Origin of the sequence: Pararhizobium sp. DWP1-1-3, from assembly GCF_049896125.1 — a bacterium.
GTDB lineage: Bacteria > Pseudomonadota > Alphaproteobacteria > Rhizobiales > Rhizobiaceae > Pararhizobium.
Window position 1 is genome coordinate 171,321 of the sequence record NZ_JAFCTR010000006.1, and the last position, 11,968, is coordinate 183,288.

General features: G+C 60.0%; 12 protein-coding genes. 5 read left to right on the forward strand and 7 right to left on the reverse strand.

Annotation, left to right across the window (positions count from 1 at the left end; genetic code table 11):
- Positions 1-26 precede the first annotated feature (26 nt).
- The 5 genes from ACP7BS_RS14940 (at position 27) to ureG (ending at position 3,336) form a co-directional block, all read left to right on the forward strand.
- On the forward strand, positions 27-707 hold the full coding sequence (locus tag ACP7BS_RS14940) for a TIGR02117 family protein (RefSeq protein ID WP_426238729.1): 681 nt from the start codon (positions 27-29) through the stop codon (positions 705-707).
- A gap of 188 nt (positions 708-895) precedes the next feature.
- Entirely contained in the window at positions 896-1,435 is a 540-nt protein-coding gene (locus ACP7BS_RS14945; RefSeq protein ID WP_426238829.1) for a peroxiredoxin, read from the forward strand.
- A 106-nt stretch (positions 1,436-1,541) separates the two neighbouring features.
- On the forward strand, positions 1,542-1,988 hold the full coding sequence (gene ureE / locus ACP7BS_RS14950; protein WP_426238730.1) for an urease accessory protein UreE: 447 nt from the start codon (positions 1,542-1,544) through the stop codon (positions 1,986-1,988).
- Between the two features lie 28 nt (positions 1,989-2,016).
- On the forward strand, positions 2,017-2,688 hold the full coding sequence (locus ACP7BS_RS14955) for an urease accessory protein UreF (protein WP_426238830.1): 672 nt from the start codon (positions 2,017-2,019) through the stop codon (positions 2,686-2,688).
- Between the two features lie 36 nt (positions 2,689-2,724).
- Entirely contained in the window at positions 2,725-3,336 is a 612-nt protein-coding gene (gene ureG, locus ACP7BS_RS14960) for an urease accessory protein UreG (RefSeq protein ID WP_426238731.1), read from the forward strand.
- Positions 3,337-3,416: 80 nt separating this feature from the next.
- On the opposite strand, the gene ACP7BS_RS14965 is transcribed toward ureG, so the two are convergent.
- The 7 genes from ACP7BS_RS14965 to ACP7BS_RS14995 form a co-directional block, all read right to left on the reverse strand.
- Positions 3,417-6,719, reverse strand: coding sequence for an efflux RND transporter permease subunit (locus ACP7BS_RS14965; RefSeq protein WP_426238732.1), 3,303 nt, complete (start codon positions 6,717-6,719; stop codon positions 3,417-3,419).
- Between the two features lie 13 nt (positions 6,720-6,732).
- A complete protein-coding gene (locus tag ACP7BS_RS14970) occupies positions 6,733-7,923 on the reverse strand; it encodes an efflux RND transporter periplasmic adaptor subunit (RefSeq protein WP_426238733.1) in 1,191 nt (396 codons plus the stop codon).
- 363 nt (positions 7,924-8,286) lie between these two features.
- Complete coding sequence (locus ACP7BS_RS14975; RefSeq protein ID WP_426238734.1) at positions 8,287-9,279, reverse strand: ABC transporter substrate-binding protein; 993 nt, start codon at positions 9,277-9,279, stop codon at positions 8,287-8,289.
- 81 nt (positions 9,280-9,360) lie between these two features.
- Positions 9,361-10,233: an ABC transporter permease gene (locus ACP7BS_RS14980; RefSeq protein ID WP_426238735.1), complete on the reverse strand. Its 873-nt coding sequence runs from the start codon at positions 10,231-10,233 to the stop codon at positions 9,361-9,363.
- Positions 10,230-11,114, reverse strand: coding sequence for an ABC transporter permease (locus ACP7BS_RS14985; protein WP_426238736.1), 885 nt, complete (start codon positions 11,112-11,114; stop codon positions 10,230-10,232). The genes ACP7BS_RS14980 and ACP7BS_RS14985 overlap by 4 nt, the downstream gene beginning before the upstream one ends.
- A gap of 2 nt (positions 11,115-11,116) precedes the next feature.
- On the reverse strand, positions 11,117-11,452 hold the full coding sequence (locus tag ACP7BS_RS14990) for a hypothetical protein (protein ID WP_426238737.1): 336 nt from the start codon (positions 11,450-11,452) through the stop codon (positions 11,117-11,119).
- The gene (locus ACP7BS_RS14995; protein ID WP_426238738.1) at positions 11,449-11,862 is read right to left on the reverse strand and encodes an endonuclease domain-containing protein; all 414 of its coding nucleotides are present in this window, start codon (positions 11,860-11,862) and stop codon (positions 11,449-11,451) included. The genes ACP7BS_RS14990 and ACP7BS_RS14995 overlap by 4 nt, the downstream gene beginning before the upstream one ends.
- Positions 11,863-11,968 lie beyond the last annotated feature (106 nt).

Genomic DNA, 11,968 nt, shown 5'->3' on the forward strand with positions numbered 1-11,968 from the left:
CGGTTGTTGATCGAGAAAGAATGCCGATGTCCTGGAGACGGCCCTTGCGCTGGCTGGCTGCCGTCGTTTTCGCGGCGGCCTTTGCCGTTGTGGCCGGGACATTCGTTCCACGTCCTCTGTGGCCTGCGGCGAAAGCCGATACGGCGACGGGGGAGACGCATCGGATACTTGTACTTGCCAATCCCATCCACACCGACATTGCCATTCCTATCAATGCCGAAACGCTGGCCCGCTTTCCGTTTCTCGGTGAAAACGGCATGCCGGTTGCCCATCCGGATGCGCGCTGGCTGGTGTTTGGCTGGGGTGGGCGGGCGTTCTATATCGAAACGCCGGCTTGGTCCGAGCTGAAGCCGGTGCCGTTGTTCAAGGGGCTGACGCTCGATCGCTCCGTCATCCATGCCGATGTTGCCGGCGGGATCATCGAGCCTGCCGATCATATTGTCAGCTTCGAGATCGGCACGGAGGGATATCAACGCCTGCTGTCGTTCATAGAGGCAAGCTTTGCGCCGGTGGATGGGCGGATTAAGGCAATACCCGATACGGCCTATGGAGAGAACGACCGTTTCTTCGAGGCCAATGGCTGGTTCAGCGCTGTGAGGGGCTGCAATACCTGGACGGCAAAGGCGCTGCGCGAGGCAGGCTTGCGGACAGGCTGGTGGAACCCGTTGCCCGTTTCCCTATCGGCATCGCTGAAGCTGTATAATTGAATTCATTCGATTTTCGTCCCAAGGCATAGGCATGCGCGCGGTGCAGGTCAGCCATGCACTGCGTGTTTTTCGTGCCCTTTGTGCTGCATCGCAGCAGGAGTTGCTGTAGAAAATGTTTCACCTCCTGTGCCGGGTTCCTCCCAAGACCTGCCGCGCAGGGCGTTTGTCTTCAAGGAGTTTCCATCATGATCATTGGCAGAAAAGTGCCGTCCGTTACCTTCCGCACGCGCGTTCGCGACGAGGCCGTTGGCGGTGCCAATCCATTCCGTTGGCAGGATGTTTCGTCTGCGGATTATTTCAGTGGCAAGCGCGTCATCCTGTTCTCGTTGCCGGGCGCATTCACGCCAACCTGCTCGACCTTCCAGCTTCCCGATTTCGAAAAGCTGACCGCCGATTTCCGTGCCGAGGGCATTGACGAGATCTACTGCATCTCCGTCAACGACGCCTTCGTCATGAATGCCTGGGGCAAGTCGCAGAATCTCGAAAACGTCAAGCTGATCCCGGATGGTTCCGGCGAGTTCACCCGCAAGATGGGCATGCTCGTTTCCAAGGACAATCTCGGCTTCGGGATGCGCTCCTGGCGCTACGCCGCTGTCATCAATGACGGCGTCGTCGAACAGTGGTTCGAAGAAGAAGGTTATTGCGACAATGCCGACAGCGATCCCTACGGCGTCTCGTCGCCGCAGAACATCCTTGGCGCGCTGCAGTCGGAAAAGATCGCGGCCTGATTTCTGGCCTGTGTGATCTTCTTGAAATCCGGCGCCGGGCCTGTTTGGTCTGGCGCCGGATTTTTTTGTTGTTACAGTGGCATGAATGAACTTGAAGGCGCGCTGAATGCCCTATCGCTCGACTGAGATCCTGTCGCCCGGCCCGGCCGGCAAGACACCGCTTCACACCATTGCGCTCACCCATGATCAGCGGCATCTGCGCCGCAAACTGCTGCATCTCGACAATGACGATGTGGTGATGCTCGATCTCAAGGAAGCCGTCATGCTGGCCGATGGGGATCTTCTTGTGCTCGACACCGGCGACCATGTGCGCATCGCAGCCGTCGCCGAACCGCTTTATGACATCCGTCCGCGCGATCCGCTTCACCTGATCGAACTTTCCTGGCATCTCGGCAACCGGCACCTTGCAGCCGAAATCCGGCTGGACCGGATCCTGGTCCTGCGCGATCCGGTGATCAAGGCGATGCTGGAAGGTTTGGGCGCGACGGTGGGGGAGGTGACGGAACCGTTCCAGCCGATGCGCGGTGCCTATCATGGCTCCGGCGGCCATTAACATGGACATGGCAGCCACCATCACGCCCATGACTGAGCGTGATGGCACGCAGGCGCTGTTGCGGCTGGTGACATGGTTGTCGCCCGCCTTTCCGGTCGGCGCATTCTCCTATTCCGGCGGGCTTGAACAGGCTGTTCATGACGGTCTGGTCGCCGATGCGCCGGGGCTTGCCCGATGGCTGCAGGCGCTGATCGAGCATGGTTCGAGCTGGAATGATGCCGTGCTGTTGGCCGAGAGCTATCGTGCCTGTGGCGAACCCTTGCGGCTCGCAACAGTGCGGGAACTGGCGGAAGCGCTGGCCGGATCGCGCGAGCGGCACATGGAAACGATGCTGCAAGGGGAGGCCTTTCTGACGGCCGCTGCCCATTGGCCGCATCCGCTTTTGAAGACGTTGACCGGTGCCATTGCCTACCCAGTTGCTGTTGGCGCGGTTGCGGGTGCGCATCGCACCGGGCTGGAGCCGGCGCTTGCGGCTTACCTGCATTCCACCGCGTCCAACCTTGTCTCGGTGGCGATCCGTTGCGGAGTCACTGGACAGACGCATGGCGTCGGTGTGCTGGCCGAACTGGAGCCTATCATTGCCGAGACGGCAGTAAAGGCTTCGCAGAGCACGCTGGACGATCTCGGCTCCGCCACCATCACCGCCGATATTTTGGCGCTGCGCCATGAGACTTTGCATGCGCGGCTCTTCCGGTCCTGACGGTTTCGAGCCCGCTTTCTTGGAAGGAATGTTGCGATGAAATCTGCCAATGGTCCCCTTCGTGTCGGCATCGGCGGGCCGGTCGGTTCCGGCAAGACGGCGCTGACCGACAAGCTCTGCAAGGCGATGCGCGACCACTATTCGATCGCCGTCGTCACCAACGACATCTACACCAAGGAAGATGCCGAGGCGCTGGTACGGATGCAGGCGCTGCCGTCGGACCGGATCGTCGGCGTCGAGACCGGCGGGTGCCCGCATACGGCAATTCGCGAGGATGCGACGATCAATCTGCAGGCCATCGCCGATCTCAACCGCCGCATTCCCGATCTCGACGTCATCTTCATCGAATCCGGCGGCGACAACCTGGCGGCGACCTTTTCGCCCGATCTCGCCGATATCACCATCTATGTCATCTCCGTCTGCCAGGGCGAGGAAATCCCGCGTAAGGGCGGCCCTGCGATCACCCGTTCGGACCTTTTGGTTATCAACAAGAAGGATCTGGCGCCCTATGTCGGCGCCGATCTCGATGTCATGGAGCGTGACGCCAGCCGCATGCGCGCCGATCGGCCGTTCGTGTTTTCCGACATGAAGCGCGGCGAGGGCGTCGAAACGATCGTCGATTTCCTCAGGGTCGAAGGCGGGCTGTAGAGGTCGCGATATTCCAGAACGCAAAAGCCCGGCCGCATGCTTGATGGGGCCGGGCTTTTTCATGCGAATTGCTGGAGCAATTATTCGGCTGCGAGCGCCGGATGGTTGATGACGTTGCCGCCGCGTTTGGGGCCTTCAAGCTTGTTCAGGCGCTCCTGCAGTTCGTTGATCGTCTTGCTCTGATCGGTGACAATATCGGTGAGTGCTGCATTTTCCAGCACTTCCGTTTCCTCATCCTTTTTGCCGACGAAGCGGCCGAAGATCTTGCCGAGCAGGCGGGACAGGTCGTCCATGATCAGGAAGAAGGCCGGCACGACGACGAGTGAGATCACCGTCGAGACGATAATGCCGCCGATCACCGCGATCGCCATCGGCGCGCGGAACGAACCGCCTTCGCCAACGCCCAGCGCCGAGGGCAGCATGCCCGCCGACATGGCGATCGATGTCATGATGATCGGCCGTGCGCGTTTGCGTCCGGCTTCAATCATCGCTTCCGTCCGCTCCATGCCGCGATGCATCATCTCGATGGCGAAATCCACCAGCAGGATGGCATTTTTCGTGACGATACCCATCAGCATCAGGATACCGATCAGCACCGGCATCGACATGGCGTTTTGCGTCAGGATCAAGCCGATCGCCACGCCGCCGATAGCGAGCGGCAGCGAGAACAGGATCGTGAAGGGCTGGATGATGTTCTTGAACAGAAGGATCAATACCACCAGCACCAGCATCAGGCCGAGCAGCATGGCATTGGCGAAACCCGCTTCCATTTCGGCTTGAACTTCGGCGTCACCGCTTTCGAGGAACTCGACGCCGGCCGGCAGCTTGGTTTCCTTGGCTATCTCCTTGAAGCGGTCCGAGGCCGTGTTGAGGGCCACGCCGATCGGCAGGTCCGCACCCATGGTGACGACGCGGTTGCGGTCGTAGCGCTTGATCGAGCTTGGGCCTTCCGAATAGTTGATGTCGGCCACGGTCGAGATCGGCACCAGCGCACCGGCCGCCGTCTGGACTTTCAGGTTGCGGATGGCGGCGAGATCGGTGCGGAAATTCGTATCCACCTGGACACGGATCGGGATTTGCCGGTCATCGAGCGAGATTTTTGTCAGCGCCGCATCGATATCGCCGATCGTGGCGACGCGAACGACGTCGGCGATCTGCGATGTCATGATGCCGAGACGCGACATCTGGTCGGGGCGCGGACGGATCTGCAGTTCAGGCCGCGGCAGGGCGCCGTCGGGGCTGACATTGGCGAGCAGCGGCTCGTTGCGCAGATTGGCTTCCAGCATGGCGACGGCCGTGTTGAGGGCGGCGTCGCTCTTCGAGAGAAGATTGAACGACAGATCCCGTTCGCCACGGTCGTTCAGCTTCAGAATGCGGACGTCCGGAATGGAGCGGACGGCGGCATAGACCTGCTTTTCGATTTCGGCCTGCGGGATGATGCGGCCGGCCGGCGGCAATTTCGGCAGATACGGACCGATCACCGGTATGCGGCCGAAAACGTCGTTGACCACCTTGTTCAGAAGCGAATGGTCGAGCTTTTCCAGCATGACGGTAATCGACGCGCGGCGCAGTTCGAGGTCACCCTTCGGCGAGGCGCCGCCAAGGACGAAGATGCCCGCCACGCCGTCGAGATCCTTGATCCGGGCGTAGATTTCTTCCGTCGTCTTGTCGGTGTCTTCCAGTCGTGCATCCGGCGGCAATTCGACGGACAGGACGATGCGAGACGCATCTTCCGTCGGCAGGAAGCTGCCTGGTACGGTCATCAAAAGCATGACCGATCCAATGACGAAGCCGATGGCGGCCAGCATCGTGGCGTAACGCATATACCAGCGCCGGGTCGTCGTGCTGACCAGCCAGGTATAGCCGCGCATGATCGCGCCGTCGCTGTCATCGTGATGACCGTCGCCGTCGCTGGATTTCATCAGATAGGCGGCCATCAGCGGCGTGATCAGCCGCGCGACCATCAGCGAGAAGAACACCGAGACCGCGACCGTCAGGCCGAACTGGATGAAGTACTGTCCGGGAATGCCGGGCATGAAGGACACCGGCACGAACACCGCGATGATCGTGAACGTCGTCGCGATCACGGCAAGACCGATTTCGTCGGCGGCTTCGATCGCGGCCCTGTAGGGCGTTTTGCCCATCTTGATATGCCGGGCAATATTCTCGATTTCGACGATGGCGTCATCGACGAGAATGCCGGTCGCCAGCGTCAATGCGAGGAAACTGACCAGGTTCAGCGAGAAGCCGAGCATGTCCATGACCCAGAAGGTCGGGACGGCTGACAAAGGCAGGGCCATCGCCGAGATCAGCGTTGCGCGCCAATTGCGCAGGAACAGCATGACCACGGCAACGGCAAGCAGGGCGCCTTCGAGCAGCGTATGGATCGCGGCCTCGTAATTGCCGTAGGTGTAGTAGACCGAATCATCCACCAGCTCGATCGATACGTCCGGGTTTTTCGCCCGCAGTTCCGTCAGCGTCCTGCCGACGGTTTCGGCGACGGAAACCTCGCTTGCCCCCTTGGAGCGGAAGACGGCGAAGGTCACGACCGGCGTGCTGTTGAAGCGCGAAAACGACTTCGGTTCCTCGTATGTGTCGGTCACCTTGCCGAGTTCGGAAAGACGGACGAACCTGCCGTTCGGCATGGCGATCATGGTGTTCGCCAGGCCTTCGACCGAGCGTGCGTCGCCGAGCGTGCGGATCGCCTGCTCGCTACCGCCGACCTGACCGCGGCCGGAGCCGAGGTCGGTGTTCATCTTGCGCAGCTGGTTGTTCACATCAGAAGCGGTGATGCCGTAGGAATTCAGGCGGGCATCGTTGAGTTCGACGCGGACTTCGCGGTCCGCCCCGCCGTAGCGGTCGATCCGGCCGATGCCGGATTTTCCTTGGAGCGCGCGCTTGACCGTATCATCAACGAACCAGGAAATCTCCTCGAGCGTCATCCCTGGCGAGGAGACGGCAAAGGTCTGGATCGCCTGACCTTCGACATCGACCTTGGAGACGATCGGCTCTTCCACCGAGGCCGGCAGATCGCCGCGGATGCGGTCGATCGCGTCCTTGGTGTCCTGAACGGCCTGGTTGGTCGGCACGTCCATCATGAACATCACGGCGGTGTTGGAAACCCCGTCGCTGATGGTGGATGTCACGTGATCGACCCCGGAAATACCGGCAACGGCATCCTCGATTTCCTTGGTGACCTGCGATTCAAGCTCCGCCGGTGCCGCACCGCTCTGGGCCACGCTGATCGAGACGATCGGCACGTCGATATTGGGGAAGCGGGTGATCGGCAGCGTGTTGAAGGATGAATATCCAAGATACATCAACAACACGAAGGCGAGGATCGGCGCAATCGGATTGCGAATTGCCCAAGCTGAAAAATTCATGCCGCTCTTCCCGTCAATTGGTCGCCGTGGCGGCGGATGTCACCGGATTGATCTTGTCACCGTCGCGCACATACGCGCCGGCCTTGGCCACCACCCTGTCACCGGGCTTCAGACCCGTGGTGATCTCGATGAATTCACCATCCTGAATGCCTGTCGTCACTTTTGTCAGGTGAACAACGCCATCATCGACCCGGCGCACGATCGTCTCTTTGCTGCCAACGGTAACGGCCGTCAGCGGCAGGACGATGGCCTGTTTTTCTTCGACGATGATCTGGGCGTCGGCATACATGCCGACCCGGGCTTTTTGCGGCTCATTCAGCGAAATGTAGACGGCGCCCAGGCGGGTCTGCGCGTCGATCATCGGTGAAATCAGCCGGATCTTGCCGTCGATCCTGGTCTTGCCGTCGGCCAGTGTCACCACGGCTTTCTGGTCGATCGCCAGCTTGATGAGGTCGGCCTCGTTGATATCGGCGCGCATTTCCAGCGCGCCGTCGCGAATGATGGTGAACAGCGGTTCGCCGGTGCCATTGGCGATGGCGCCGACCTTGGCGGTCTTTGCCGACACGATGCCGCTGACCGGAGATTTGACCTCGGTGCGGGCGAGGCGCAGGTCCAGGTCCGACATCTGGGCTTCGACAACCTTGATATCGGCCTTGGCGACGGCGATGAACTGTTCGGCAGAGTTCACCCGGGCAAGGGCGGCTGTTGCAGCGGCCTTTTCCTGATCCCGCTGCGCGGTCGAAATGGACCCCGCTTCGGAAAGCTTGCGCGACCGCTCGCTGACCCGCACGGCTTCTTCGGCATTGGCCCGCGCTTCGGCAAGCTGTGCCTCGTATTGTGCGAGCGAAGCGTTGGCCTTGGCCAGGCTTGCGGCGAACTGGCTTTTCTGCAGAATCAGCATGTCCTCGTTGAGGACGACCAGCGTGCTATCGGCTTCCACCCGGTCGCCGACATCGGCGTTCAGCGTACGGATCGACAATCCATCGACCTGCGGCGAGACATAGGTCTCCTCCACGGCCTTGATGGCGCCGGTTGCAACGACACGATCGACGAGCGGTTTGTTCTCGACCTCGGTCACGACGATGGACGGCAATGTCTGCGTCCCCTTCGGCGCGGCGGCCTCCTGCGCCAATGCCGTTCCGGACAGCAAAGTCAGCAGCATTGCAGTGGAAATTCCAAACGCAAACGTCTTTTTACGGGCCATCGGCTACTTTCCTTAAATTCCGGATAATCAGTTCACTGTCGCCGAAAACCTTGCGAGAAGGGATGTTCGCCGTCATGTGCAGGAAGGGGAGGAAACACCGCGTCGATTGCAAATACGTTACGCGTAAATTTTTTTCCCCGCATCCTCCTCAGAATGCCTCGGGCTCTATTTAGTTAGGCCCTTTCGGCTATGCAAGATGATAGAAATAAAGAATGGTGCCTCATTATTTTATTTGTTAGGTGCCATCAATGCAACTTGTGTTTTATGTCTTTTTGTTGCCCAGACGTATTTGCCAAGTGTTGCAAATGAGAAACGCGCGGGACTAGCCCACGCGTTTCAGCCTTCAAGAGATTGTAAAAACGCCTATTTGAGAGCGGCGTCGGTAATTTCGTGGGTGAACGCGCCGGCGGGTTCCTTGCTGATAACGGGATCGGATCCACCCTTCAGAAGGGAATCGACTGTGCGTTTATAGTCGGCGTCGTCCAGTGCGCCATTGGAGCCTGCCGTCAGTTTGGCAACTTCGCTCATCATGCGCTTCTGGTGTTCTTCCGTCTGAGCACCCGTGGCATCGTTTTCAAGGACGATGCCGGCTGCTTCGTCGGTGTGCTCCTCGGCATATTTCCAGCCCTTCATCGAAGCGCGGACGAACTTGACCATCCTTTCCTTGAATGCCGGATCCTTGAGCTTGTCTTCAAGGACGTAGAGGCCGTCTTCCAACGTGGCAACGCCCTGATCCTGATACTTGAAGACGACGAGGTCCTCCGGCTTGATACCGGCGTCGATGACCTGCCAATATTCGTTATAGGTCATGGTGGAGATGCAGGCCGCCTGCTTCTGGATCAGCGGATCGACGTTGAAGCCCTGCTTCAGGACAGTAACGCCTTCCGGGCCGCCATCGGTCTTGAGACCCAGCTGGCTCATCCAGGACAGGAACGGATATTCGTTGCCGAAGAACCAGACGCCGAGCGTCTTGCCTTTGAAATCGGCAGGTGAGGCGACGCCAGATTCCTTCAGGCAGGTCAGCATCATGCCCGAGGACTTGAACGGCTGGGCGATGTTGACGAGGGCGACGCCCTTTTCGCGGGTCGCAAGCGCAGACGGCATCCAGTCGACGACCACGTCGGCACCACCCCCGGCAATGACCTGCGGAGGCGCAATATCAGGGCCGCCCGGCTTGATCTCGACATCGAGGCCTTCGGCTTCATAAAAGCCCTTGTCCTTGGCAACGTAATAGCCGGCGAACTGGGCCTGCGTGACCCATTTCAGCTGCAGGACCACCTTTTCGGCGGCCATCGCGTGGAATGCGGACAGCGAAAAGGCGCTTGCCAGCAGCAATGATGCAAGTCTCGTCTTCATGTCAGTTCCCTTTTTGTTATGCCGGCCCGACCTGAGCCGGCGGCTTTTTTGTTGTGCCCACCCACCACGGATGGGCCTTTCTTAGGCCGTCCGTGAATTTCGCACGGACGGATGCCAGAACGTGACAGCCCGCTCGATGAGCGCGACCATCCCGTAAAACGCGGAGCCAGCCACCGCCGCGACGGCGATTTCGGCCCAAACCATATCGACATTCATGCGCCCCACCTCGGTGGAAATCCTGAACCCCATGCCGACGATCGGGGTGCCGAAGAATTCAGCGACGATGGCACCGATCAGCGCCAACGTGGAGTTGATCTTGAGCGCATTGAAGATGAAAGGCCATGCCGCCGGCAGACGCAATTTGACCAGCGTCTGAAACCAGCTTGCGGCATAGGTATGCATCAGGTCGCGTTCCATCGAACTGGCTGCAGCCAGTCCCGACACCGTGTTCACCAGCATCGGGAAGAAGGTCATGATGACCACCACCGCGACCTTCGACTGCCAGTCGAAGCCGAACCACATGACCATGATCGGCGCGACGCCGATGACGGGCAGGGCGGAGACGAAATTGCCGAGCGGCAAGAGTCCCTTTTGCAGGAAGGGCGACCGGTCGATGGCGATGGCGACGAGAAAGCCGAGACTACAGCCGAGCGCGTAGCCGATGATCACGGCCTTCAGGAACGTTTGCTGAAAATCGGCCCAGAGTATCGGCACCGAGTTGATCAGCCGTGTCCCGATCATCGAGGGCGGCGGCAACAGGACCGATGGAACGTTGAAACCTCGGACAATGCCTTCCCACAGAACCAGGATGCTGACGCCGAACAGCAGCGGCACGGCAAGGCGGACAGCCCGGTTGGCGGGCACGTTCCTGAATTTGCGGCGCACCAGCCATTCATTGGTTGCCCAGGCGGCGAGCCAGAAGGCGATGGCGCCGAATAGAACACCGTAATTCATGGCTTCATCCCCATGCGCTTGAGGACGGCGGTGTGGGCAAAGCCGACGATGATCACCAGGGTCGCGGCAAGGGCCGCTGCCATGAACAGAGCCGACCAGATCTGCACCGTCTGGCCGTAATAGGAACCGGCAAGCAGGCGGGCGCCGAGACCGGACACCGCTCCGGTCGGCAGTTCACCGACAATGGCGCCAACCAGCGAAATGGCGATGGCGACCTTTAGCGAGGCGAACAGATAGGGCATGGACGACGGCCAGCGCAGTTTCCAGAAGGTCTGTGCCGGGCTGGCATAATAGGTGTGCATCAGGTCGAGCTGGATCTGCTCCGGGCTGCGCAACCCCTTCACCATGCCGACGACGATCGGGAAGAAGCTGAGATAGGTGGAGATCAGCGCCTTCGGCAGCAATCCGGATATGCCGATGGCATTGAGCACGACGATGATCATCGGGGCGATGGCTAGGATGGGGATGGTCTGGCTGGCGATCACCCAGGGCATCAGCGAGCGGTCCATGGCGCGGTTGTGGACGATGCCGACGGCCAGCAGAATGCCGAGCACAGTGCCGATGCCGAAGCCGAGCAGCGTCGCCGAGAGCGTAATCCACGCATGGTAGACAAGGCTGCGCTTGGAGGTGATCGGCATCAGGAATGTCGTGTTCCAGATTTCGGCGATCACCTGATGCGGAGCCGGAAGCACCGGCCGTTGCTGGAACATGGTTTTCGGCAGGATTTCGGAGAAGGTGATTTCTGTTCCGGCGCGGGCGGCGGTATCACGCTCGAACGGTGCATTGAGGAAGACCACCGCGACATACCAGATGGCGAGGACAACAAGGAGGATGACCCCCACCGGCATAATCCTGTCTTTGAAAAGGTTCGGCTTTTCCATGCTCAAGCCTTCCCTCCCGTGGGCATCAGCATCAGCCCCATCGACACAACGCCCAACGCGACGCCGGCCAGTTGCGGCAAGGTCATGCGCTCGCCGAAGACGGCAAAGGCGATGACATTGACCAGAAGCAGCTGGGCGACGGCCGATGCCGAAATGGCAAGCCCAAGCCCGCCCTCGCGCATCAGCCGCACCATCATCAGGTTGCCCAGGCAATAGAGGCCGAGCGAGAACAGCAGGATCAGGATGTTGTTGCTGGAGACATAGTACCGCGATGCTGTTGCGGCGCTGAGGAAAATCGCCATGGAGGCGGAGAGCCAGAGGATGAAGGAGAGGTTCATTGGCTTGGCTCGATCTGTAGAAAGGGTGAAATGGCCCGCTCTATGGTGAGAAAAACGTAGTCCGGACCATCAACCACCTGTGCATTGTCGAAGCGCAGGACGGTAAAACCTTGCGTCTGAAGGAACCGGTCACGTTGGCTATCGTGCTTTCTTCCAATTGACGTTTCATGGCTATCGCCATCCACTTCAATCACAATGCGAGCCGACAGCCAGGAAAAATCAGCGATGTAGGGGCCGATTGGAGTTTCGCGGCGGAAACGGGCGCCACGCGCGCGGAAGTCTCGCAGCATATTCCACATTTTTGCTTCCGCTTTGGTCAGTTCGGTGCGTAGTTTCTTGGCCCTCGTTCGAGTTTTTGGGTCGATATTGGAGTGTGGCAAGAAAGACCCCTCCCGGTTCGCTGCGCTCACCACCCTCCCCACAAGGGGGAGGGGGAAACCCGTGGCATCTGCTTCGTCCTCCAGAATCCTCCTAGCGGGCTGAAAGCCTTGATAACTTGACCGGAAGCCCACGTTC

What these genes read in the sequence shown, in the direction of transcription:
- ACP7BS_RS14965 (WP_426238732.1), bottom strand. Translation starts at nt 6,719, where the DNA reads ATGAATTTTTCAGCTTGGGCAATTCGCAATCCGATTGCGCCGATCCTC.
- ACP7BS_RS14955 (WP_426238830.1), top strand. Translation starts at nt 2,017, where the DNA reads ATGACTGAGCGTGATGGCACGCAGGCGCTGTTGCGGCTGGTGACATGG.
- ACP7BS_RS14970 (WP_426238733.1), bottom strand. Translation starts at nt 7,923, where the DNA reads ATGGCCCGTAAAAAGACGTTTGCGTTTGGAATTTCCACTGCAATGCTG.
- ACP7BS_RS14990 (WP_426238737.1), bottom strand. Translation starts at nt 11,452, where the DNA reads ATGAACCTCTCCTTCATCCTCTGGCTCTCCGCCTCCATGGCGATTTTC.
- ACP7BS_RS14940 (WP_426238729.1), top strand. Translation starts at nt 27, where the DNA reads ATGTCCTGGAGACGGCCCTTGCGCTGGCTGGCTGCCGTCGTTTTCGCG.
- ureE (WP_426238730.1), top strand. Translation starts at nt 1,542, where the DNA reads ATGCCCTATCGCTCGACTGAGATCCTGTCGCCCGGCCCGGCCGGCAAG.
- ACP7BS_RS14980 (WP_426238735.1), bottom strand. Translation starts at nt 10,233, where the DNA reads ATGAATTACGGTGTTCTATTCGGCGCCATCGCCTTCTGGCTCGCCGCC.
- ACP7BS_RS14975 (WP_426238734.1), bottom strand. Translation starts at nt 9,279, where the DNA reads ATGAAGACGAGACTTGCATCATTGCTGCTGGCAAGCGCCTTTTCGCTG.
- ACP7BS_RS14985 (WP_426238736.1), bottom strand. Translation starts at nt 11,114, where the DNA reads ATGGAAAAGCCGAACCTTTTCAAAGACAGGATTATGCCGGTGGGGGTC.
- ureG (WP_426238731.1), top strand. Translation starts at nt 2,725, where the DNA reads ATGAAATCTGCCAATGGTCCCCTTCGTGTCGGCATCGGCGGGCCGGTC.